The 24,568-nt window shown below is 42.0% G+C and carries 16 protein-coding genes; 1 reads left to right on the forward strand and 15 read right to left on the reverse strand.

The features are described from left to right. Positions 1 to 3: 3 nt before the first annotated feature. Genes ARB69_RS09670 through ARB69_RS09685 form a run of 4 tightly spaced genes read right to left on the reverse strand, consistent with a single transcriptional unit; the run spans position 4 to position 4,584 of the window. Complete coding sequence (locus ARB69_RS09670; RefSeq protein WP_024720762.1) at positions 4 to 1,749, reverse strand: ABC transporter ATP-binding protein; 1,746 nt, start codon at positions 1,747 to 1,749, stop codon at positions 4 to 6. Further along, positions 1,746 to 3,260 carry an ABC transporter ATP-binding protein gene (locus tag ARB69_RS09675; protein WP_055057327.1) on the reverse strand — a complete coding sequence of 505 codons (1,515 nt, stop codon included), beginning with the start codon at positions 3,258 to 3,260 and terminating at the stop codon, positions 1,746 to 1,748. Before ARB69_RS09675 ends, ARB69_RS09670 begins: the two co-directional genes overlap by 4 nt. Positions 3,261 to 3,265: 5 nt before the next feature. Continuing rightward, the gene (locus tag ARB69_RS09680; RefSeq protein ID WP_055057326.1) at positions 3,266 to 4,003 is read right to left on the reverse strand and encodes an energy-coupling factor transporter transmembrane component T; all 738 of its coding nucleotides are present in this window, start codon (positions 4,001 to 4,003) and stop codon (positions 3,266 to 3,268) included. Next, positions 4,003 to 4,584, reverse strand: a complete 582-nt coding sequence (locus tag ARB69_RS09685) for an MptD family putative ECF transporter S component (protein ID WP_055057325.1) — start codon at positions 4,582 to 4,584, stop codon at positions 4,003 to 4,005. Before ARB69_RS09685 ends, ARB69_RS09680 begins: the two co-directional genes overlap by 1 nt. Positions 4,585 to 4,814: 230 nt before the next feature. Here ARB69_RS09685 and ARB69_RS09690 point away from each other — a divergent pair, with 230 nt between their 5' ends. Beyond that, positions 4,815 to 5,780, forward strand: a complete 966-nt coding sequence (locus tag ARB69_RS09690) for a helix-turn-helix transcriptional regulator (protein WP_055057350.1) — start codon at positions 4,815 to 4,817, stop codon at positions 5,778 to 5,780. A gap of 126 nt (positions 5,781 to 5,906) precedes the next feature. On the opposite strand, the gene ARB69_RS09695 is transcribed toward ARB69_RS09690, so the two are convergent. The 11 genes from ARB69_RS09695 to ARB69_RS09745 form a co-directional block, all read right to left on the reverse strand. Beyond that, positions 5,907 to 7,400, reverse strand: a complete 1,494-nt coding sequence (locus tag ARB69_RS09695) for an SDR family oxidoreductase (protein WP_055057324.1) — start codon at positions 7,398 to 7,400, stop codon at positions 5,907 to 5,909. 1 nt (position 7,401) lies between these two features. Beyond that, the gene (locus ARB69_RS09700) at positions 7,402 to 8,154 is read right to left on the reverse strand and encodes a thioesterase II family protein (protein WP_055057323.1); all 753 of its coding nucleotides are present in this window, start codon (positions 8,152 to 8,154) and stop codon (positions 7,402 to 7,404) included. Positions 8,155 to 8,168: 14 nt separating this feature from the next. Further along, positions 8,169 to 11,486 (reverse strand): non-ribosomal peptide synthetase, encoded by a 3,318-nt coding sequence (locus ARB69_RS09705; RefSeq protein ID WP_055057322.1) that lies wholly within the window; start codon positions 11,484 to 11,486, stop codon positions 8,169 to 8,171. Between the two features lie 36 nt (positions 11,487 to 11,522). Then, positions 11,523 to 11,771 (reverse strand): phosphopantetheine-binding protein, encoded by a 249-nt coding sequence (locus tag ARB69_RS09710; RefSeq protein ID WP_055057321.1) that lies wholly within the window; start codon positions 11,769 to 11,771, stop codon positions 11,523 to 11,525. Further along, positions 11,768 to 12,889 (reverse strand): saccharopine dehydrogenase NADP-binding domain-containing protein, encoded by a 1,122-nt coding sequence (locus tag ARB69_RS09715; protein WP_055057320.1) that lies wholly within the window; start codon positions 12,887 to 12,889, stop codon positions 11,768 to 11,770. The genes ARB69_RS09710 and ARB69_RS09715 overlap by 4 nt, the downstream gene beginning before the upstream one ends. A gap of 101 nt (positions 12,890 to 12,990) precedes the next feature. Beyond that, on the reverse strand, positions 12,991 to 20,679 hold the full coding sequence (locus tag ARB69_RS09720) for a non-ribosomal peptide synthetase (protein WP_055057319.1): 7,689 nt from the start codon (positions 20,677 to 20,679) through the stop codon (positions 12,991 to 12,993). Between the two features lie 14 nt (positions 20,680 to 20,693). Further along, positions 20,694 to 22,283, reverse strand: a complete 1,590-nt coding sequence (locus tag ARB69_RS09725; RefSeq protein ID WP_055057318.1) for a (2,3-dihydroxybenzoyl)adenylate synthase — start codon at positions 22,281 to 22,283, stop codon at positions 20,694 to 20,696. After that, entirely contained in the window at positions 22,273 to 22,971 is a 699-nt protein-coding gene (locus tag ARB69_RS09730) for a 4'-phosphopantetheinyl transferase family protein (RefSeq protein WP_055057317.1), read from the reverse strand. The genes ARB69_RS09725 and ARB69_RS09730 overlap by 11 nt, the downstream gene beginning before the upstream one ends. A 10-nt stretch (positions 22,972 to 22,981) precedes the next feature. Next, positions 22,982 to 23,707, reverse strand: a complete 726-nt coding sequence (locus tag ARB69_RS09735) for a thioesterase II family protein (protein WP_055057316.1) — start codon at positions 23,705 to 23,707, stop codon at positions 22,982 to 22,984. A 97-nt stretch (positions 23,708 to 23,804) separates the two neighbouring features. Continuing rightward, positions 23,805 to 24,389, reverse strand: a complete 585-nt coding sequence (locus ARB69_RS09740; protein ID WP_005344227.1) for an accessory gene regulator ArgB-like protein — start codon at positions 24,387 to 24,389, stop codon at positions 23,805 to 23,807. Beyond that, positions 24,389 to 24,547, reverse strand: a complete 159-nt coding sequence (locus tag ARB69_RS09745) for a cyclic lactone autoinducer peptide (protein WP_005344225.1) — start codon at positions 24,545 to 24,547, stop codon at positions 24,389 to 24,391. Before ARB69_RS09745 ends, ARB69_RS09740 begins: the two co-directional genes overlap by 1 nt. Between the last annotated feature and the right edge of the window lie 21 nt (positions 24,548 to 24,568).

Here is a 24,568-nt window from a genome sequence, read left to right on the forward strand (position 1 = left end):
CCCTTACATATGATCCTTTGCGCCGATATGCGCCTGCCACATATCCCGGTAAAGGGGACAGGTTTCCAGTAACTTATCATGCGTTCCCCGGGCATGGATAGTTCCATCCTTGACCACCACAATATTGTCCGCACCGATAATGGTAGACAGGCGATGGGCAATCACGATCAGCGTTTTACCCACTGTCAGGGCAGAGATTGCTTTCTGCACAACTGCCTCATTCTCTGGATCGATATATGCTGTCGCCTCGTCCAAAATGACCACAGGGGCGTCCTTCAGCATGGCGCGGGCAATGGCGATTCTCTGTCGCTCACCGCCGGAAAGATGGGAACCGGCGCTGCCGACAACGGTATCATACCCTTGATCCAACTTGCGGATAAAGGTGTTACAGCCACTTTGTTTTGCTGCCTGCTCCACCTCCGCATCTGTGGCGTCCGGCCTGCCCATGCGGATATTTTCCCGGATGCTGCGGTTAAACAGGTAATTATCCTGCGATACATAGGAAATCTGGGCGACAATTTCAGACAGCGGTATCTCCTTCAGTTCATGGCCGCCCAGGGTAATACTACCGGACGTAACATCCCAATACCCAGCGATCAGCTTCGCCACGGTAGATTTTCCGGAACCGGACGGTCCTACAAGGGCGGTCATGGTTCCCGGCTGAATGGAAAGGCTCACATCATGCAGCACCTCAGTTTCCCCATCATAGGAAAAGGAAACATGGTCGAGTCCGATACTGGTATCTGCCAGATTTACCGGCGTATCTTTATGGTTCAGTTCTTCCGCGTTCAATAGCTGGCTGATTTCCTCCACATTGGTTCCCAGTACAGCCAGGTCATCCGTAAAGGTAAAGACGGACATGATCGGTCCCACAAGCCCCAGGGAGAAAATCACAATGGAGAGGAACGCAGATAATTCCAGGCTGTCGGACAGCCAGAAGGCAAACCCACAGGGCAGCACACAGATCAGCACTGAGGGAAGGATCGCATTGTAGGCACTCATGGTTTTCTGGTTTTCCCGCATCCATTCCACATAGTAATTCGCATTGTAATTCACGGCGTCCGAATATTTCTTGTAGGAACCGGCTGACTGGCTGAACGCCTTGACGACTTCAATCCCGCCGATATATTCCACAATGGCATTCGCCATATCTTTCCCGGCTTTGACCGCGCCCTCCCATTTCTTTGGGTAACTCATCATACCGACAGACATTACGGCAAGACCGACTACCAGCGTAACAAGGGACAACAGCGCCATGCGCCAGTCCATAATGAAAAGATACACGACAATTACCACCGGAACCAGGATGTTTGCGGTCATCTCCGGGATGAGATGTGCAAACGTGGATTCCATCCCTTCCACCCGGTCAACAATCGTTGTTTTATACTGACCGGACGGAGTATCCAGGATCGTCCCCATCGGAACGCGGGCCAGTTTCCCTGTCAGCCTCTCCCGGATATCCCGCAGCGTGTAATAGGCCGCTGTATGGGAAATAGTCGTTGACAGACTGGAAAACAGCACTTTCCCCAGGTATCCGCAAAGTGCGACCATGCAAGCTGTCACATAACGGGAAAAATCCTGCTCCCCGTCCAACATCATTGTGACGATATGCGCCACACAGAAATAAGGCACCATCTGACAGGCAACGCCCAAAACCGCAAGGACGACGCTGCCGATGAATTTCCCGTGATACGGTTTGCCCCAGCCCAATAAAACACTTATTGGCGACGCTTTCTTTTCTTCTTTCATTTCATGGACACCTCCTTCTCCATATCGTTCAGGAAGAATTTCAGCAGACGGTTCCTGCCATCGCTGTCCTCTATGGAATAGCTCTCCTGAACCTGTCCGTTTTCCAAATGAAGGACAAATTCGCAGCACCGCAGGATAAATTCCGGATCATGCGTTACCACAACAGCAGTCCTCCCTGTATCCGTTACCTGATTGACAACCTTTGCAACCTGCCTCATGTGCAGGAGGTCAAGGCCGCTGGTCGGCTCATCAAATAATACAAGGGGCCTCTCCGATGTAATCGCAGAGGCAACCGCAACGCGCTGCTTCTGCCCGCCGGATAAGCTCATTGGATGGCAGTCCTTGTATGGCAATAAATCCATTCCATCCAGAATCTGTTCTGCTTTTTCTTTGTCCTCATCTCTCATGCTCAACAGGATTTCATCCAGGACGCTTTCTGTAAAAAGCTGATGATTTACGTCCTGCATGACCATATAACACAGCCGGAGCCTTTCTTTTTGGGAATACGCCCTTTCCTGATCCTGTACCAAGCCCCGGCACCGCTTTTCCAATCCGCACAGACACCGGGAAAGGGTTGACTTCCCAGCCCCATTATGCCCGATCACCGCAGTTGCCTTGCCAACCGGAAAGACCGCTTCTGGAATATGCAGGATTTCCGGCTCATGTTTATAAGAAAATGAAATATTGGATAGCATCCAAGATGAATCCGATCTGTGCGAAACCGGTCCCGTTATCTCTTTCAACCCGTCCAGTGATAAAGGACGAAGTCCCATTTCATCCCGCTGTTTTGCAGACAGGCCCGTAAATTCCTTCGCCGAATAATCGCCCTGGATTTCCCCGTCTTTCAAGTATAGAACGCGGTCAAATAAACCGGACAGATAATAGAGCCTGTGTTCCGATATAATAATCGTTTTTCCCTGTGCTTTCAGGATGGAAAGGAGCTGCCGGAAATCGGATATGGCGTAGGTATCCAGATTGGATGATGGTTCGTCCAAAACATAAATCCGGGGATCAACCGCCGCAGCCGAGCCGCAGGCGATTTTTTGCTTTTCCCCACCGGATAGGGAGAAAATGCTCCTGTCAAGCAACGGCTCCAGTTTTAACTGCCCTGCCACACGGTTTACCCGTTCCCGTACAATTTCCTCCGGCATCCCGTGATTTTCCGGCCCAAAGGCCAGCTCGCTGGTCGTATCCACATTGAAGAACTGGGAACGGGGATTTTGGAATACAGAGCCTACCTTCAATGAAATATCAAACAGTGATAATTCGCGGGTATCCTTTCCGTCCAACCGGACAGAACCGGTAAAATTCCCTTCATGGTAATGGGGAATCAGGCCATTCAGCAAACGTGTCATCGTAGTTTTTCCACAGCCGGAGGGTCCGCAAAGCAGGACAAAAGAACCATCCTCAATCGTACAGGAAATATTCTGTAATGCCCCTCCAGTCTGCGTATCATTGCCAGGAATCCCACTGGCCGGATAGGAAAACGACACATTCTGACATTCGATCATGATATTCACCCCCTTGCAACCAGCACATAAATCTGTGCGGCAAATGCACCGATACAAATCAGCAGCAGAATCACATCCTGCACATGAAACCCTAACTTGCAGATATTTGTCCGTTTTACAGGACCGCCCAAACCTCTGGTAAGGGCAGCGGCAGAAAGTTCTTCCCCGATCTTTACCGAGCATATCATCATGGGAACCATGCGGTATTCCAGGATCGTGCCTGCTTTGCCACCGCCAAAACGGACGCCGCGCATCCGCATGGCGTCCCCAATCGCGCTCCATTCCTCCGCGACTGTCGGGAAAAACCGAAACATCACGGACATGGGGATTGTGATCTGCTTTGGAAGATGGATCCGTTCCATAGCCGCCACAAATTCGCTCACTGTTGTCGTGGTGACAACAAAATATCCCATTACTATGCCGGGCGTAAACCGCAGCAGTATGCCGACAACGGCAACCGCAATATAATTGAGAACGCCGGTCAGCCGTGACAGTCCAAACATTTTCAGGCACAGGCTACCGCCAAAAATCAGGATGTAGAGGACTGAATCTTTCCATTTTTTTGCCGCCAGCAGAAGCAGCAGCGGAATCGCAGCAAGTACGATTATGTAATACTGCATGATACCCTCATACGAACCGCCCAGGATAAAAACGGCTATGGTAATCAGTACCGCCAGCTTTGTCCGTGGGTCAAGTATGATCCCGCTGTTGCTTTTCTGGCTTGCAAGAAGTTCGCGGCTCATTATACGATTCCCGCCCGTTCAAAGTGCTTCCTGAAAATCTTCTGCCCGATCAGGCCGCCCACAATCCCGCTGACAAAGGACGCCGCCAGCAGGATCGGCAGAATCCAGTCCGGCATATAAGCCATGAGCGTATCGGCATATTCCTTGCCATAGCCGGGAAGAAGGCTCTGATAGTAAGCGTCGCGGGTTACTACGATGGGAATAAATGCGCCGATGACCCACATGGAAAAAACGCCATGCGTCAGCACTTCGCGCTTTGCATTTTTGTAATCACAAGCCTTCAGCATGAAATCGGCAATCAACCCAAAGATCAAGCCAGTGGGGATGCACCAATAACCCATGCCTGTCAGCAGCATAATAATTCCCAACAGCACGCCGCAGATAGTCAGCATCCCAAACTTCTTGATTTTAGAGAAAAACAGCATCATGGGGATGCCTCCGACCAGCGGGACGATCACACTGATGAGTGGGATGAAGATCGGGATAAACCCGATGGATGCCGCTGCAAAAATGACAATAAAATAGATTGCCGTAAAAATACCGATGTTGATTAAGTCCTTGCCCTGCAATTTGTTGTTCATTGCGAAACCTCCTCGATTGCTTTCTATTGATTAGACTTAGCTAACCATTTATAATAGTAGCACACATCTGGAATTGCTTCTATGCCCGTTTCGGTGTTTTAAGCCCAAATAGCAACGAGTTTTTCTGTCTGTCCGGGTATTGGATTGACCAGACACAAAAATACGCTTATAATAATTTCAACAAATTTGGAACCATAACAGGACGAAAGGGGAGGATACCATTGCGGGATATGATAGACAGCATTTTAGAGAACAGCCACTCGATTTCAGGAGTGGCTTTAAAAAATACCCCAAACAGCAGAGAATTACTATTAGACCAAGCCACTGGAAAAGGGCGCATGACATTCTATACTCTTTTCCCCGGCCTGACGGTTGCGTTTATTTTTGTGAATGCTCCCGCATGGCCGGAGTCTGACGAAAACTCTGATTTAAGGCCGTTGCTGATCAATTATTGCATTTCTGGAAGGAGTGAGCTGCTCTTAGATGACGGCAGCTATATCTATCTGAAAGAAAATGATTTTTGTGTCAGCGAACAGACCGCACAAAAAGAATACATTTTCCCCACAGGCAAGTATCAGGGGATAAAGATATATTTTGACCTTGCGCTGCTTTCGCAATCCAGCGGACAGATCATGGAGACTTTTGATATTGACCCCGCCCAATTAGAAGAACTCTATTGCAGAAAAAGAAAGACCTATATCAATGAAGCGGACCATGACCTAACAGCGGTTTTTCAAAAACTCTGGTCTCTTTCAGAAAACCCTTCTCCTTTTTACCTGCGGATCTATACGCTTGAACTGCTGCACGAGCTTCTCTGCATGGAGATCCACCCGTCCAAAACCTGCGGCTTCTATACAGAAACTCAGGTTGAAATTGCAAAGAGGGCTGCACAGATTATCAGTGAAGATTTGCACAAACATATCCCCATAAGCCAGATAGCCGAACGGTTTTCCGTTAGTGAAACGAGCCTGAAAAACTATTTCCGAGGAGTATATGGTCAGAACATTTCAACCTGGCTGCGTGAAATCCGCATGGATACAGCTGCCGAACTTTTGTCAAATACGAAGCGTCCGATCGCTGAGATTTCTGAACAGGTCGGATATTCCAATCAGGGGAAATTTGCAGCAGTATTTAAGAAACGATTTGGTTTATCGCCTTTGGAATACCGGCGTTTAAAAAACTTAGATAAATCTTGAAAATATTATACTTTTTAACTGATTATTCAATTCTTAGAGCCACTTGTCGACTAGACTGGTGGCTCCATAGATAACAATCGTTATAATTTTATTCTCTTTATTCAGTTCAAAATCGTATATCGTTTTTTAATATTGTTTTTTACCACTCTTTTTTGACTCTCTAATCGCATGATATGCACGGATTATCTCTTCTCTACCCACTTTCTCCCATTTAAACCCCAATTGTTCCAATATAAATATTGTTCTGTCACCCCCTATATTTAGGTCACACTTTCCAATATCATTCACTATTTCACACTCAAAAACCAGTTGTTTAAATAATTCCTGTTCTTTTGTATCTGTTTTCTTATAATAATTATAAATTTCTTCCACCGATAACTCTTTCATAATAATATCTTTGTTATTTTCACAGTCCTTGAAACAATTTAGAATTTCCTTAATTGTAAGACCGTTAGGATTTATAACATGATATACATCATTAGATCTATCGTCCGACAAAATCAACTTTACAACAGCTTCACTAATTTTATCCACACATGAAATATCCATTTTTCTTTGAATTTCAGACGGTACTATTCGTAATCTATACAAATTACGGTAATAAATATAGGCAGAACTTTCATTTACATTTATTTGATATTTTCCCGTTTTTGAATCAAACAGAATACCACTCATACGATATATACTGCTTTGAACCCCTTGATTTTTAGCATTCTTTAATACCTTTTCCGCTTTTACTTTAGAGCGTAAATACTGATTTTCCAACCCATCTAAAGTGCTTTCATCATATTCTGTAAAAATTGTTTTACTTTTTTCCATATTAGCTCCGTATACAATTCCTATTGTAGACATATGGTGGATATCTTTATTTATACCATTTTTTGCAAAATCTACTATATTTTCAACAATTTTAACATTGATTAATTCAAACTCCGAATTTTTACCCATATGTTTAACTAGGGCAGCCGAATTAATGATAGCTTCTATATGATTTGCTAATTCTTTATATTCATTTTCTGTTAACCCAAACATATCTAATGTCAAATCACCTATAATTATTTTTATCCGATGTGAATATTGATCATAACTTCCATTTCCAAAATAGTATTCATAATGCTTCTTTATTCTATTTTGAGCTTGACGCATAGAATCTGCACGGATTAAAAGAGTAATGGTTGCCACGCTTTCTAGTAACAATTGGTGCAAAAGATATATGCCCAAAAAACCCGTTGCTCCTAGCAATAATACATCTTTATATTTATCGTCTTCTTTCTTTACATTATTTACTTTTGCATATTTCTTTTGATATTCTCGCTTCTCTGTTTCATTAATTTCTTTTAACTGTTTGAACGCAAAAGTCTGTTCAAATTTTCTTAACATTATGTTTGCATCTTCTTTTAAATTAGCTGCAATGTTTCTGATTGTTGGATTGGCAAAAAATTGTGGTATATCCACTTCAAAACGCTCGCTCAATTTACTTATAATGGCAATCGCCTGTAAAGAACTTCCTCCTAGATCAAAGAAATTATCATCAATATCAAATGTATTATCTTGAAGTGTATCTTTCCAAGCATCATACACAATATTCTGATAAAACTGTTCTTTTCTTTTCTCGTCCATATTATTGAACCTCCAATAATTTCTGATTTATCATTTCACATATACACTGTTTTTCTATATCTACAAAAAAGTGTCCTCCAGCCATTTCTTCTATTTTTACATTTCCATTGGTACATTCTCTCCATTTTTCTATTTTTTCACGATGAATATTTTTGTCTTCCTTTCCATACCATATATCAAAATCACAAGACATTCTTTCGTGCGATCTATATTGATAAGTAGCAAGCATATTACAATCTGCTCTTAACATAGGAATATAATAATCTAAAAACACTTTATTTTTAACAATAGCCTCATCAAACATTTCCAATCTCAATAAATATTCAATTACATCTTCTCTTGTTCCTTCTGCAGGAAACTCCAAAATAGAACCTTTTAAATATTCTGGGGACTCGCTCGAAGCTATAAAGCCTGCTATAGGTTCTCTATCATATACCTTTTTCACTTTTGCAGAAATTTCATAAGCCAAAACCGCCCCTCCACAATACCCAAAAAAAGCATATGGAACAGAAAAGAGTTCCTTATTTTCGTTTATAAAATCATCTACAAACAACTCGAAATTCTCTTCCATTGGATCATTTTTTCTAAGTTCCCTTTCTGGATATAATATAGGGAGCAAATTTATTCTTGAATCTATTAATTTCTTCCAAGTAGCAAAATTACTTGCACTCCCTCCTGGATAAGAAAAACATAATAAATTAATTTTATTCTCTTCTGACATTCTACCATGCGCTATCCATTTATTATCGTACATACGTTCCTCCTATATTATTGCTGGTTTGTTATGCATTCTGCCATCTTATATATTGTGGGTGATGAATAAACATCCATTAACGACATTTTATACTGATATCTAGTTTCAAGTTCTGTGAGAAGTTTTACAACAAGAATAGAGTCTCCACCACATTCAAAGAAATCTTCATCAACTGAAATATCCGTTGTATTGAATAGCTCACACCAAACTTTGTATATATTCTCCTCTGTTTCTGATAATTTTTGTTCAGATTTCCCTCTACTTCTGCTCTTCTTCATTCCTTCAATTGCTCTTGACGTAAGAACCTTGATATCAATTTTCCCGTTTACCGTTAATGGAATTTCACTAAGATATTCACAATATACCGGGATCATATACTGTGGAATTTTTTCGGATAAATATTTTCCTAATTCTTCTTTAGAGAGCGCATCACTTTCATTTTCCAAAACAGCAAACATACATACAGAAATTACATCATTATTATTTACAGTTATTACTTTCAAATCTTTAGGATGCAATATCTCTACTATTGCCATTTCAATTTCGCCCAGTTCAACCCGATGTCCACGTATTTTTACTTGGAAATCAGATCGTCCTTGAAATTCAATAGTTCCATCTGGCATGTATCTCCCGATGTCTCCTGTTTTATATAAGCGTTCTTTCAACTGCCTCGAATATATAAATTTTTTCTCTGTCAATTCCGGATCTCCCAAGTATCCAATTGCCAACCCTTTTCCGGCAATATAAATATCCCCAGAAATCCAGTCTAACGTCTCTTCTCCCTTTTCATTTAATATATAAAACCTTTGATTAGCCAATGGCTTTCCGTAAGGAATGCTTCGAATATAATTTTGCTTTATATTAATCGGATAATATATAGACCATATTGCAGCCTCAGTTGCTCCTCCTAAACTTACAATTTCAGCATTTGGAAAGTACTTGCTAATCTCCTTCGGTAAATCTACAGGTATCCAGTCTCCAGAAAGTAATATAAGCCTTACTGCATCTAATATAGGTTTTTCCTTCCCTTTCAAAAACATAGTTAGCATTTTCATCTGTCCTGGAACCCCATTAAACACACTTATATTTTCATGTTTCAGAAGATCATACCAATGTGCAGGATCTTTCGCCTGCTCCTCATTCACCTGAACCAGTTCTGCACCAGCAAAAAAAGTTCCAAAAATATCATACACAGACAAATCAAAACTCAGATTAGAAATATTCAAAATCCTGTCATCGGAGTTAATTTTAAACTTATTGTTAATGTCCAATATAGTATTAGTTGCAGCACTATGAGAAATAATTACTCCTTTAGGATTTCCTGTACTTCCTGATGTAAAAATCACGTATGCTGGTGCTTCTATATCTATGTTTATCTGTTTATAATCATTGCCAGACCTCTCTTTCCTCTTAATATCTCGTATATTCAACTTTTTTGTTAAATCATGGCTTATAAAATTATCTTCTTCAAGTATACAACATTTCACGTGAGCACTTTTTATAATTTTATCGACCCTTTCTGATGGTTGATGAATGTCCAAAGGAAGGTAAACCGCTCCTTTTGACAATATGCCAAGAACTGCTGCAATCTGCCAAACTCCCTTAGATACTGCTACCGCGACAATATCCCCTTTAAATACATCCTCAGATTCAAGAACTTCAATTATTGTATCAACATAATACGAAAGTTCTTTATATGAATAATATTTCCCATTTGAATAAAGGGCTTTGTTCTCTTGACAACATTCTAAAGTTTCAAAAAAACCTTCATGCAAATATTTAGTTTCAAATTCTTTCCTCGTATTATTAGTAACACATCTGATTTTTCTAACAGCTTTTGGTAAGATTGATTCTAACGAAATATCCAAAGTATTATTATCAATAATCCTATATATTAATTCACGGAAACTTTCAAAAGCTTCTTCTATTAATCCTTTCGGGAACACGCCTAAACGCACATCCCAATTTAAACGAACTCCTTTTTCCAATTCTAAAACCTGACAATCTATAAGGACTTGAGGTGTCTGACTAATCGTATAAAGGATTTTTCCTTTTCGTTGATTACTATACTTAACTGCCCCAAGTGTACTTGTATATACTGCCGGAACTGTAATCTCCTTTTTTATTCGTTTTCCCATTTCCCTTAAAACTTCTTTGCTAGAAAAAGAATTATGGCTTAAATCTTCCCATAATCTATATTGAATTTTTTTGGCTTTTTCAAAATAATTTGTATAATCAAGATCTTCAACTTCCAAAATATTAGCAGTTGTAAAATCCCCTATAACTCTGTCAATACTCGGATGAAATGGAGGGCGATCAACCATCGTAACGTCGATGCAAAAACTTTGGTTTTTTGAAATTTTTCTCAATGCCTCTGCATACGCTGTTAATATTAAGCTTGAAGTGGTAAGCTGAAAGTTCTTTGCCAAATCACATAACTTTTCATATTCATCTGATTCAAGGAAAAATTTATATTGTGTAAAAAGGACTTCTTTTTCCTGCTGTTCTACCACTGGGAATTCTGGTACTTCTGACAATCTAGGAATCCTTTTTTCCCAATACTTTTTATCCTCCTCGTATTTTTTCTTCCCATTTACTGTTTTTTTCAGGCTTTCCTTGTATAGTACAATATCTCTAAATGATAACTGTTGTTTAAATGAAAGTTTACCGTTATAATATACTTCTTCAAATTCATTCAAAATAACATTTATGCTTACAAAATCAGCAACAAGCATATCTAATGAAATATGTAAAATATATTTGTTTTTCAATTTTGTTATCTCAACATCAAATAAAGGCCAAGTGCCTACGCGATATTGCTTTTTGGTTAAACTTTCCCTTTTTTGGGCAATAATAACTTCTGCATTTTCCATATCTGACAAATCCGAAAATACTATTTGTGGCACTGTATATGATGATAATATTTCTTGTGTTCCCTCTTGATTAATAACAGCGTGCAGCATATCATTATATTTAATAACCTGCTCCCACGCATATTGTGCTTTGTTCAACTCTATTTGCTCATATTCTATTTCCGTATAAATTTTGCAGTTTGTCCCACCAAATTTATAAACATTATCCTGTCCGACTAAATATGATAATTGAATGTCAGTTAAAGGAAACTTTTCATATTTATCTTCTTCGTCAACAATGATTTCACTTTCTGTGTGATCTAATAGAAATTTTATAATTTCTTTCTTATTTTTCTTTAAAATGTCTTTATCCTCATCAGTAAGTATATTTTGAGGTGCAGAAAAATGTAATTTATTATCACTGACCGATAATTTAATTCCTCTTCTTTGATAATTTAATATCAATTTCTCTGTTTTCATTTTTTCTCCAATTCTATTTTATTTATTGGGATGTCTTTAGTCCAACGATTCCTTATTCTCGATTCTGGCAACTAAATTCTCTATAGTTTCGCACTCATAAAATGCAATAATATCTATTGTCTTTCCATATTTTTCTTCTAAAATAGCTATAACTTGAACTGCCAAAAAAGAATTGCCCCCTAAATCAAAAAATGAATCTCCAATTGACGGCATTTTCTGAAGTTTCAAAACTTCTTTCCATATTTCTTGCATTATTCTTTCCATTTTTTCTCCTCTTAAATTCATCTTATAAACTCTTCAATAGCTATCTTATTTTTTATTGGTATCTCATTAATTTTCATATATTCTCCATTTTCCAATTCAGTTGAAATTTTCTCTAAATATTCTGGATTCAAAATTTCAAATCCATAGTTTAACCCTGATAATACCTTTCCCGGACTCATAGCAATTTCTTTCACAACTTCACCCAAAAAATTACCACACAACCTATTCACATTTTTTAAAAATAATTTCCCCGATATACATTTTTCATATCCTGATTTTTCTCCAATTAATTCAAAAAATAAATATGCACCTACTTCCTCCTTCCCAAAAGTTTCATCCTGCTCTATTCTCTCGTATAATTTTCGCTTAATATTTTCAGCAGCAACATTAGATTCATACCTTGATCCTTCAATAAGCAGTTTCATAAAAAAGCGAAGTGTTTCCATATTGTCATATGCACAAAAGAAATATTGCTGATCCGAACCAATTTTTTTCTGTAATCTAATTGTATCTCTATTTATAAGTGGCTTAAAAATAACTTTATTTTTTGAGAAGGGAGTTTCATATGTCTTTTTAATATTTATTGACAAAGGGCATATATTCCCATGTAAAATATAAGAATCTCCAAAAAGGTTCTTATTCGCAGCGCCCAGAATCATATCAACAAATGCTCCTGGTGAACAACCATCAAAACCACCCTGATATATAACAGTTCTTCTTATTTTATCGAACTGTTTATGTGCAACGATATATGGTAAAAATTCGGAAATACCAGGAATATATCCACAAGATGTTACACATTTTCCAGTTACATTTCTTTCCTCTTGCTCAAAACTCATATCAGAAGGATCGATATATATCTTATCTTTCTTGCATACGGCGTCTTTAACGATTTTCCCATATAAATGGGAAGGACTTATGCAATTGATAACTATATCGCATTTCTCAACAAAACCATCTAGCTGTCCCTTATCCATTACATCAATATTTGTAAATGAATAATTCTTATAATCATCAAAATATGTAACACTATTTCTTTGTGCACCCAAAACTTGAAAACCCAATCTTAGCAACTTTTCAGTCGCGTATTTCCCTATATGCCCTCCACAACCCAAAATTCCAATTGTATTTAAGCTCATAAATCTGCCTCCCATTCTAATATGTCCAATATTCGAAGAAAGTCTCTTACTTTTAGGAGTAACATTTTTTCTTTTATTCCCAAAAGTAAGATTCTCTATTATTATAAAAAACCTTCTTCTTGCTCATCGCTTTCTAGCTCATCAGTCGATGTTGTTAATAGTTTTGCCAATTTTTCTATTGTCGAATTTTCAAACAATTCGTTTATAGCAATTTGCTTTTGAAAGTCTTTATTAATCTCATTAACCAATTGAATTGCTTTTAATGAATTTCCACCACAGCTAAAGAAATTATCGTACACAGACACATTTTCGCCTTCCAAAACCCTCTGCCAAATTATTGCCAATTTCCTTTCTTCAGCTGTTATAGGCTCCTTTTTGCTTTTTATATGCTTGTCTTTTGATATAGCAAGTGCGCGCTTATATAAATTTCCTACATCTATCTTTCCGTTCTTGCTTTGTGGTAAGATGTTTATTTTTTCAAACTTTATTGGAACCATGTATAACGGTAATACTTTTTTTAGATATTTTTTTAATCTATCTCTGTCCACCTGCTCGTTTTCGCAATAGAAAGCTATTAAATTTTTCTTATCAACACACACAACCTTACTTTGTCTTATGCCAACAAATCTATTAATCGCAGCTTCAATTTCGCCCAACTCTACCCTATACCCATTGATTTTCACCTGATTATCCAGTCTTCCAAGAAATTCAATATTACCGTCATTCCAGTACCGTCCCATATCCCCTGTACAATACAACCGTTCCCCAGTTCTATCTAAGACAACAAATTTTTCCTCTGTTTTTTCTTTATCGTTTAAATATCCCTGCGCGACGCCATCTCCGGCAATATAAAGCGTTCCCGGTATCCAGTCAGGGCAATCTTCCATATTCTGATCCAGAACATAATACTTCTGGTTTGCAAGCGGTTTCCCATACAGAATACTCTTCCAATCTTCCGGCACGACCTCTGGGATCTCGAAATGATTGGACCAGATACTGCCTTCTGTTGCACCTCCAAGAGCAACAATCTCAACATTCTGGAACAGATTACGGATTCTCCCCGGAAGTGACACCGGAACCCAGTCGCCACTCATCATTACCAACCTCAGTGATTGTGAAGTTACCTGTCTTTGATATTCCTCATATTCAGCCAGCATTTCTACAAAAGCTGGCACGCTGTTCCATACGGTAATGTTCTCCTGATTCATCCACTGAATCCAATGTGCCGGATCTTTTCCATATTCCGGATCTGGAAGGACCAATTTTCCGCCTGCGCCTAAAATGCCAAAAACATCATAAACAGACAGGTCAAAATGAAGATTAGAAATTCCAAACGCAGTATCCTGCTCAGTAATCTGATAGCGTGCATTGATATCCAGTATTGTATTAACTGCATTATGGTGGGTAATCATTACTCCTTTCGGCGTCCCGGTTGTTCCCGACGTATAGATCACATACGCAAGATCTCCCACCTTATTCTCCTGTGCTTTGTATTCAGAATTACCTTTTAATCCCGACACAGGAATACAATCCCACTCGTGCATCCATTCGGTATCCTGCTCATCCGCCTGATTCTGCACAAGAATGATTCTTGTTCCACTGTCACGGAGAATCTTTTCAACTCGTTCTCTCGGATTATGGATATCTATCGGAAGATATGCGGCTCCGGCAAACATGATTCCATAAACAGCAACTACCTGCTCCCACCCTTTTTCCATAAATACAGCTACCGTCTCTTCTTTTTTTATTCCCATGCTCTTCAACTGCCCGGAAATGTAAAACGCCTCTTCTTTTATCTCCCTATATGTCATCCGCCTGCTGCACGTTACCAGCGCCTCCTTATCCGGGAATCTGTCTGTCGCCTCCAAAAATAATCCATCCAATGTTTTCTCTTCAAATTCAATCGCCGTTTCATTCGCCTGACGCCGTTTATCTGAAATTTCCGCTGTTACCAAACTTGCCGTTTTTTCCTGCATGATCTCCGGATGAACTGCCAGCGTATGAAGCAGGCCGGTATATGCCCGGAACATCTCATCCAGCATTCCCGGATAAAACAATTCATCTACAGAATCCCAGAACAGGCATAAGCTGCCATCCATTTCAACCACCTGATGATCCAGCCACACCTGCGGTGTCTGTGAAATGTTATAATTCAGTTTTCCAAGCCACTTGCCTTCATTCCACTGCTCCACGCCAAGACCACTGGTAAACACTACCGGCATAATAGCGCCCCGCATATTTCCAGTCTTTTTCTTTAATTCGCGCTCCAGTTCAACCGCGCCATAAGCTGTATGCTCCAGATCTTCTGTAAGCTGCTTCTGAATTGCCTTTGTCCTTTCCGCAAAATTATTCCCTGCATTCTTTATCTCCAGCAATGTCAGTGTTGTAAAATCTCCAACCAGATTGTTCACTTCCGGATGCAATTGTTTCCGGTCAAACTGCGTCAGATTAAGTGTAAAATCCTTATTACTGCTCCACAAGCGGAGAGTCTCCGCATAAGCACTCATCAAAAGAACAGAAGGCGTTACCTCCAGTCTTCCCGCCGCGTCTTTTACAGACAGCCATTCTTTCTGTGACAGTTTTGCGCTCCGGCGACAGAAACGCTGCTCTGTAATCTGGCTTTCGTTCTTTGCAAGCAGCAGATCCGGTGCGTCCGCAAAAGTCTCCACCCGGTCTTCCCAATATTTTTTATCTTTCTCATAAGCAGAGGTAGACTTTATCTGCTCCAGTCCCAGCACGTAATCCCGGAAAGACAAAGTAATCGGCATTTCCGCTTTTCCATTTCGATATACTTCTGCCCACTCATTTAAGAGATGGAACATACTCCAGCCATCAAAGATAATATTATCAAAACTGATATGGATTCTATGCTTCTGGTTCTCTATTTTAGTGATTCGCACATCAAACAGAGGCCATTCATCTGTCTGAATTACCTGATGAGACATCTCTGCCCGTTTTTCATCCAATGCCTTTTCTTTTTCTGTCACTTCCAATTGTCGGATATCCGTCACGTCAATATGATACTGTGGAGTATTCTCCAGTATGCGCTGCATACCATCCGGCTGGATAATAACACGCATCATCCCATGCCTCTGTATCAACAGATTCCATGCCGCCTCTGCGCACTCAGTATCAAGGCCGTCTGCATCCAGTTCAAAATAACAGTGCGTTGCAACATTTCCCAATTCATACAATCCGCTTCTGCCAAGCCAGTAAGCATACTGCACATCGGTTAATGGGAACGGATGATATGCTTCCTCCAGATTCGGTTTGATCTGCAGTGTATCTTCTTTCTGTTCGGACTGTTCAATAGCTTTTGCCAGAGATTTTACGGTCAGATTTTCAAAAATCGTACTGATCGTTATTTTGCAGCCGAAGGTTGTCTGTACTTCCGAGATCAACCTTGTGGCAATCAGCGAGTCTCCCCCAAGGCTAAAATAATTATCTTCAATTCCGATATTTTCATATCCAAATAATTGTTTCCAGATATCTAAAAGCTTTTCTTCTGTTTCTGTCGTTGCCTTTGAAAATCGGATAACCGCAGTTTCTTCTTTAAAATCTTCCCGCAATTGCTTCCTGTTAATCTTCCCATTGGACAATGTTGGGAGCTGCTCCATGAAATGATAGTTCTGTGGAACCATATACTCCGGCAGTTTTTCTGACAGATATTCCCTTAGTGCTCCATTATGATAGGACAGGACAGACGCCTGCTGTCTGCTGCAGCATATACATCTTCCATATCTCTCTGTCACAGCACAGTCTTCGCCCAATCCTGCCTCTGATAAACATTCTCTCCACAGCAGGCAGTCCGGGGTAACCAGCCCTGCTTCTTTTCTCTTGTCCCGAATATCCGCAAAACCCTTTTCCAAAAAAGCCGCTGTAAGTTCCTGAAGGTATGTCCTTACCACAAGGTCAGTCATCAGCAATATTCCGTTTGGCTTCAGTAATTCCGCTACTTTCTTTACCGCATCCGCAGCATCAATATTTCTATGTAAAGCATTTACCGATATCACAACGTCATAACTATGCAAGGACATCTGCTGCTTATCCATGCCTTCTTCCAGATTCAGCATCTCAAACTCGACTCTCTCATATCCCGCAAGTTCTTTCTCTGCTTCCTGCAGAAAATATTTTGAAGAATCCGCATATGTATAAGCCACGCTTACATCTTCCAGTGCATTCAAAAACTGTCTTGTAATTGCAGTGTCCCTTGTACCAATTTCTATAATCTGGAGTGGCTCTTTTCTGCGTTCTTCTGCCAGAAGCCTTAATCCCTGCACCAGTCTTTCCACTGTTTCCTCGCAGCCCGGAATCCTCCGAAGCAGCATATTCGGAGCCAAAGCCGGCTCTTTCTGGTAGAATACGTCCAGCGGAACTTCATTCCCAGTAACCATATGCTTCAGATACGGCTTCAGTTTCTTAAAATACGTTTCCGCATCTCCAGCTTTTTCCGGTACAGCCACTTCCTTCCCGGTACGCGATAGTCTGCCGTCCTCTTCTCTCAGGATTCCTTCCTTCTTTAAAATTTCCAACCATCTTGCCACAGTATTCTTCTGTGTTTCCGTAATGCTCCCTTTTTCAAAAATTTCCTTTTGCGAAAGAACTTCCTTCTCTGATACAAAAATGCCTAACTCTATGAGTGTCTCCAGCATAAGCTGTACACATCTCTGGTCTGCATAGGCAAGGAAATTTTTGTATGCTGTCTTCCGTTCCTGCTGCATCTGCCAATTGCTGACATCATCCTTCAGTTCTTTCCAGCCTCCGCCAAAGATATCTGTGCCGTACAAATACGTTGTAACTTTAGAATCTTCCTGTATCGGCGCTCCGATATAAGCAGCCAGCGTTTTATTGCCATGACCATCACTAACTGTATCAACAACTGCATGAGCCACACCCGGAAACTCCTGAATCGCATGTTCAATTTCTCCCAATTCAATCCTGTGTCCGCGGATCTTTACCTGATGGTCTTTTCTTCCCAAAAATTCAATTGTCTCATCATCCCAGATTCTTCCGAGATCTCCGGTCCGATACCATCTTCCATACTGATCTGTGATAAATTTCTGCCCCGTAAGCGCAGAATCTCCCCTATATCCTTTTGCTACACCAAAACCGCCAATCCAGAGTTCGCCTTCTGCCCAGTAAGGGCAATCCCTTCCATACTCATCCACAACACGATATGCCTGATATCTGAGTGGCTTTCCATAAGGAATAGATTTCCAGTTTTTCGGCATCGGCAGGGTAACATTCTGATAATTGGACCAGATACTTGCCTCTGTAGCTCCTCCCATAGCGACAAACTGGCAATCCTCTGTCCATGCCGCAACCCTCTGCGGGAGATCCATCCCAATCCAATCTCCGGAAAGCATAACCGCCCTGATCGGCAGTTTCTGTTTCATGGATTCCGCCCGTATCAAAAGCATATCCAGAAGCACCGGCACTGAATTCCAAACGGTAATCTGATATTTCAACACTTGTTCCAGCCAGTAATCCGCATTCCTTCTCTCCTGCTCTGGAAGCAATACCAATGTTCCTCCTGCGCCTAAAATTCCAAAAACATCATATACCGACAGGTCAAAATCCATAGCTGATACAGCCAGCGCCCGATCTGCACTTGTCACATGGTACTTTTCATTAATATCCTGAACCGTATTCCATGCGCTTTCATGCGCAATCTCTACACCCTTCGGAACACCTGTAGAGCCTGACGTCATGATGATATAGGCGCTGTCCTTCGGCGACACCTCTGGCAGTCTCACATTTTCCTGTCCCTCTTCCATACCTTCCATCACAAGGATTTCCGTACCTTCCGGCCAGTCCAGTTTTTCGGATAATTCCCGATTCGTGACCACATAGCGGACTCCCGTCTTCTCATGGATTAACGCTCTCCGATCTTTAGGCTGGCTTAAGCTGACCGAAAGGTATGAATTTCCGGAAAGCAAAATTCCTAATGCCGCCTCGATCTGTTCTATCCCGCGCGGCAGGGTAAGTGCAACTGGGACTCCCTTAATATCCTTTTCTGAAATCCCTGCCGCCACTGCTGTCGCCCGTGCTTTTAATTCCCCATAGGAAACCGATCTTCCGCTTCCCGCATCAATAAGCGCAATATCTTCCGGGCAAACTTCCGCATGGTTCATAACAGCCCAATGCAGGCATTCCACACGCTCCGGCACTCCTGTACGCGCTGTATCTTCAATTTCTCTTTTTCTTTTTTCAGGAAGCACATCAAATCGCTGATTCCAGTCCTTCTTTCCCAATTCATGCAGAAGATTCTCAAAACACTCCAGCATATCCGGGATCATATTCTCCGGGAATAACTTATCCACGCTGTCCCATGTAAGCTGTACGCCATTTTCATCTTCATAACTCTGGAAGTCATTCCACACCTGCGGCGTTTGGGAAATCATATAGGAAAACTGCCCCAGTTCTTTCCGGAACGTATCATTTACCAACGGCGTTCCCAGATTGCAGGCAAAAACAACCGGCGCCACTGCCGATGCGTCTCCATACATCTGTGCAAGGTCTCTCTGGACTTGCACGCCAGAATATGCCGTATACTTCATATCCTCATGGAGCTGCTTCTGGATCCTGTCTAGCAATTCTGCAAACGTCGGATTCCCTTCGCAGTCAATCTCCAGCAATAACAGTGTAGTGAAATCTGCTATCACGTCTTCCAATCCCTGCTGCTCTGTTTTCCGGTTAAACAATGGAATATTAATAAGGAAACGATGATTCCTGCTCCACCGTTCCAAAACCGTCGCATATGCAGTAAGAAGAACCATTGCCGGAGTTGTCTGGTATTCCTTTGCCCGTACTTGCAGATGAGCCCACTCTTCCTTGCCAATCCTTACAATCCTGCGGTTGAATACAGTCTTTGTCACTTCCTGCGGCCGTTTTGCCAGTGGCAGGCCTGGCCCTTTCGGCAAATGTTCCAAGCGTTTTTTCCAGTATCCTTCTGCATTGTTTCTCTCTTCCTTATCTTCCTCTTTTTGCCGTTCCAGATAAGAAGCAAAATTCCACCCTTTTGATTCTGCCGGAAGGCTTTCTCCGCGATAGGCAGCCGCCAAATCCCTCAATAAGATCTGCAAACTCTGTACATCGGCAACCAAAAGTGCCATATCCACGTGCATGCGTGCCCTATTTTCAGGAAAAAGCGTAAGCTCTATTCCTGCCACTTCGCCTTCCTCGATCTTTAGCTTCCGATGGGATAAACGTTCTCTGACAGATACTGCCATTACCTCTGCTTCCTCAGATGACATCCGTGAAAAATCATGAACCTTTATTTTTTCACAATACGGCTTATCCAGGATTTTCTGTGTCCCATCTTCCAAAAAGCAGGCACGCAGCATGGGATGATGATACTGCAGCACATTCCATGCTTTTTCCAGACGCTCCGGATCTATATTTCCCCCATCAAACTCTAAATACGCATGACAGTCTATTCCTCCAAGAGCCTGTTCTTCATCCCTGCCAACCCAATATGCATACTGTACGTCTGTTAAAGGAAACGGCTGTTTCATATCCTTTTCCGGCGTTATCTTAGATTCTTGCGCCCGTTTTTTGCCCGCTTTTTTCTTCATGCTGCGCTGGATCAGCGCCCACCAGCCTTCAAGGGTAGGATTTTCCATCAATGAACCGAATGAAACCTTAACCCCCTGTTTTCTCCACTGGTTTACCAGACGCATGATCGTCAGGGATGAAAGCCCAAGCTCCAGCAGATTTTCGGAATCCCCCAAATCTCTGGCTACCGGCAGCTTTTGTTTGATCTGTTCCTTTATCTCTATATATTCCATGATTCTGTCTCCTTCTATTTTTCCTGCGCCATCCGTTCTAATGCTTTCTTATCTATTTTTCCTACGCTGGTCAGCGGCCATGTCTCTACCCGTTCTATCTGATCCGGCATTTTATACGCCGCAATGCCTATTTCCCGCAGGAACCTGTGGATTTCCTGTAAATCAATCCCGGCTTCATCATCGGTCACAAGGAATGCACATATCCGGTTTCCAAGGGTTTCATCCGGAACGCCGACAACGGCTGCCTCTTTGATTTTCGAATGCCTGCAAAGGTAAGCTTCAATCTCTGAAGGCATGATCTTTTCTCCGGCGCGGTTAATCTGCTCTTTGATCCTCCCGCCCAAACGTAACCTTCCGTCTTTCGTCCACATAGCTTTATCGCCCGTCCGGTAAAATCCGTCCGGCGTAAAGCTCTTTTTATTCGCTTCCTCCGCCATATAATAACCATCAATCGTATACGGGCCTCTGGATAATAATTCCCCAAAAACTCCTTCCGGTACGGCCTTATCTTCTTCATCCACAATCTTCACTTCATCCGCAGGAGACACCGGAGTTCCCTGACATCTTGCGATCAGGGAACCTTCATCCTCCGGGCTAGTAAAGGACAGTAGCCCCTCCGCCGTACCAAATACCTGCATCAGTTTACACGGCCATTCTTCAATGATCTTATCCGCAAGGGAATCTTCCAGCATTGCGCCGCCCACCTGCAAAATCCGCAGGCTGGATATATCATAATTTTCATCCCATTCCAGCATTTCCATGCACACAGTAACCATAGCAGGAACCAATGCCGTTATCGTGACACCTTCCTCTGTAATTGCGTCAAGGATATCATCCGGGCTGGTCGCAGACGCAAGCACAACTTTTCCTCCCACGTCCAGCGTGCCTAAAAGCCCCGGGCAGCATAATGGGAAATTATGAGCTACCGGAAGAGACGCCAGATAAACGTCACTGCTATCCAAGCGGCATCTCTTCGCGGACATGCGGGCATTATACATATAATCCGTATGGGTGCGCGGAATCAGTTTCGGAACCCCTGTCGTCCCGCCGGACAGCAAAAGCACCGCCGTTTCATACCCATCCACAGCCGGAAATGCTCCATTTTCTCCACACGTTTCCGCAATCATTCCACTGATATCCCCGGATTCGCTATCTACAAATATATGCCGGATACATGAATATTTCTCTTTCATCGCATTTGCCATCGGCACATATGAAAATCCCAGATATTTCTCCACCACAATATAAGCGGCCGGCTTTGCCAGTTCAATAATTCCTTCCAGTTCCGCCTCCCTGTGGGCCGGCAGCATCATGATTGGCACCGCCCCAATCTTGGAAAGCGCAAAAAACACGATCACAAAAGAAATCCTATTCGGAAGCTGCACAAGCACTTTGTCTCCCTTTAAAATCCCTTTACGCAGAAAAGCTGCCGCAAGACAATCTGCTTTTTGCTTTAATTCCATATAACTGATCTCGTCTTCGCTGTCCGTGACCGCAGTTCTTTCTCCATATTTTTCCGCCCACTTATCAAGCTGCTCTCCAAAGCCGCATCGTTCCCATCCTTCCAGATGCTCGTATTTGCTCATATCCTTCTTATAACTCATTTGATTTGTCTCCTTTCTTATGCGCCGCCACATACGCAGCATATCCCTCAATCTTTACCGGATACAAATGCCATCCCTGGCCTTTCCTGCCTTTTTCTGTAATTTCCCCGTTTCTGACAGAGAAGAAATCCATTCCTCTTCCCAATCCAATACCGATCGCTTTTACATACGCTTCTTTCGCCGCCCAATACTGGAAAAACAGTTCCGGTCCCTCATTTATTACATCTTCCGCTTCTTCTGCCGTATAGAAATTCCCGGCTATCTCCCTGTAATCCGGGCATCCTGCCATTTCCTGCACATCCACTCCGATATCCATTCCGACAGCGAATCCCTCCAGTATGAATTCCCCCGAATGCGAAATATTAAAATTGACTGTCTGCTTTCCTGCGATTTCTTTATGATAAGGCTTACCCAGTTCATTGACAGAAAAATCAATCGTTTCCATATCTAAGTATCTTTTTAAGAGGATCCGCACGACAACCTTCCCGGCTATATAACGCATCCTGTCTTCAGGAAAACGGAATCTTCCGGCTTGCTCCAATTCCTGCCCACTCAGGATATATTCATGGTTCTTCCAGAAATCTGTCATTTCAGGCCAGCGGATACACCATATATGTATCTCATTTTCACGGATATAAAGTTTGTCTGCTGACAGAAATTCCTTTTCTCCGTATCGTTTAATCTCCATTTTTCATTCTCTAAAGCAGTCTCATGACCTCACTTATTACTTCGTCTTCACAATCCCGCAGATAAAAATGTCCTCCCGGAAATATCCGGTAGTTAAAATCATTGTCCGTATACTTTCCCCATTCCAAGATCGCACTCTCATCCGCTTCTCCGTCCTTTTCTCCGCCAAATGCAGCGATAGGCGTATGCAGCACTATTCCCGCCTTGTCATAATACGTTTCATCCATGGTAAAATCTGCCCGCAGCATAGGCAGAAAGAAATCCAGCAATTCCTGGTTCTCCAGTACCTCCTTGGGCGTCCCTTCAAATCTCCCCAGTTCCCTCTTAAACTCTTCATCCGGAAGATGATAGATTGGATTTGGCTCCGGAATACTAGGAACCCGGCTGCCGGAAATAAACAGGCATTTTGCAGTATATCCCGCTGCCTCCAACCGTTTTTCCAGCTCATAGGCGATCTTCCCACCCATACTGTGTCCCCATAAGGCATACGGTCCGTACACAACCTTTCTTACAGCCTCTTCCAGGTCATCTAACATAACCGACATATCTATATACGGTTTCTCCATGATCTGTTCTTCCCTTCCCGGAAGCTGAACTGGGCATACCGTTACTTTCCCCTGCATCTTTTTCGCCCACTGGTTATAAGCAGAAGCACCGCCTCCTGCAAACGGCAGGCAGAACAAGGTTATTTTCTCTTTGTTGATATTTTCTGTATTTTTTATCAATTTCAAATTCACTTTTATATTCCTCTTGTATCATGTTCTTTTTGTTCTGTTTATCATCCTTTTGCAATACGCTTTTCCCAGGTATTTCTTATTCCTATCATGGATTAGTTCACTCTAACTCTTTATCAAAAAAAATTTTGGTCCATCCTAATATTAAACCAGACGCCAAAACAATATGCGCTACCATAATCCCGTTTACGATCAGGGAATATCCAATCACAGAAAAAACACCTGCTATCGCGCATTCAATAACTAAAATTACCCTCGCGCGCATCCCATAAACTTTTTTCTCTTTCGCATCCAACTTCTTGCTGCTGGCATCTACCGGCGCCATGATAAATATAACGCCAACCGCGACAAACCATATGATCCGCATTTGCCATATTACAGCCGGAGCAGACGCCAGATACAGACTGCATAGAAGGACAAGGATACCGGAAACAGCCATGCAGCCCCCTGCCTTTTCCAAATGAATCCCTCCGGCATACTGCCTTAAAACAGTAAAGGGCAATAAAAAGACTATCATCTCCATCCAATTCCCCGTTATGATGCCAAGTATGACGATGATAAGGTATATTACCACCCTGCCCAGCAGTACGCCGTAAGCATATTCATACAGCCTGCGGTCTTTCTCTTCAAGAATCCCATTCCTGCTTTGTAGTTCAAAAAGCCGACCAGCCATTTTTTTCCACACTAGAATTTCCTCATTTTCTTAACTTCTTCCGGCTCATCTTCCTGATAGTACAGCCAGTTGCACGCCAGATTTGCCGTATACGCCGTCAAGCAGAGTGCAAGACAGTTTACAGCTCCAAGCAGTTTGATTCCCAGGTTTTTTCTGATTATTTTTTTCATAGTTACAAAGCCTCCTTTTTT

Origin of the sequence: Faecalicatena contorta, from assembly GCF_001404335.1 — a bacterium.
Classification (GTDB): Bacteria; Bacillota; Clostridia; order Lachnospirales; family Lachnospiraceae; genus Faecalicatena; species Faecalicatena contortus_B.

Excerpts from the sequence above, each read along its gene's own strand:
- ARB69_RS09670 (WP_024720762.1), bottom strand. The coding sequence starts at position 1,749 with ATGAAAGAAGAAAAGAAAGCGTCGCCAATAAGTGTTTTATTGGGCTGG.
- ARB69_RS09675 (WP_055057327.1), bottom strand. The coding sequence starts at position 3,260 with ATGATCGAATGTCAGAATGTGTCGTTTTCCTATCCGGCCAGTGGGATT.
- ARB69_RS09680 (WP_055057326.1), bottom strand. The coding sequence starts at position 4,003 with ATGAGCCGCGAACTTCTTGCAAGCCAGAAAAGCAACAGCGGGATCATA.
- ARB69_RS09685 (WP_055057325.1), bottom strand. The coding sequence starts at position 4,584 with ATGAACAACAAATTGCAGGGCAAGGACTTAATCAACATCGGTATTTTT.
- ARB69_RS09690 (WP_055057350.1), top strand. The coding sequence starts at position 4,815 with ATGATAGACAGCATTTTAGAGAACAGCCACTCGATTTCAGGAGTGGCT.
- ARB69_RS09695 (WP_055057324.1), bottom strand. The coding sequence starts at position 7,400 with ATGGACGAGAAAAGAAAAGAACAGTTTTATCAGAATATTGTGTATGAT.
- ARB69_RS09700 (WP_055057323.1), bottom strand. The coding sequence starts at position 8,154 with ATGTACGATAATAAATGGATAGCGCATGGTAGAATGTCAGAAGAGAAT.
- ARB69_RS09705 (WP_055057322.1), bottom strand. The coding sequence starts at position 11,486 with ATGAAAACAGAGAAATTGATATTAAATTATCAAAGAAGAGGAATTAAA.
- ARB69_RS09710 (WP_055057321.1), bottom strand. The coding sequence starts at position 11,771 with ATGAATTTAAGAGGAGAAAAAATGGAAAGAATAATGCAAGAAATATGG.
- ARB69_RS09715 (WP_055057320.1), bottom strand. The coding sequence starts at position 12,889 with ATGAGCTTAAATACAATTGGAATTTTGGGTTGTGGAGGGCATATAGGG.
- ARB69_RS09720 (WP_055057319.1), bottom strand. The coding sequence starts at position 20,679 with ATGGAATATATAGAGATAAAGGAACAGATCAAACAAAAGCTGCCGGTA.
- ARB69_RS09725 (WP_055057318.1), bottom strand. The coding sequence starts at position 22,283 with ATGAGTTATAAGAAGGATATGAGCAAATACGAGCATCTGGAAGGATGG.
- ARB69_RS09730 (WP_055057317.1), bottom strand. The coding sequence starts at position 22,971 with ATGGAGATTAAACGATACGGAGAAAAGGAATTTCTGTCAGCAGACAAA.
- ARB69_RS09745 (WP_005344225.1), bottom strand. The coding sequence starts at position 24,547 with ATGAAAAAAATAATCAGAAAAAACCTGGGAATCAAACTGCTTGGAGCT.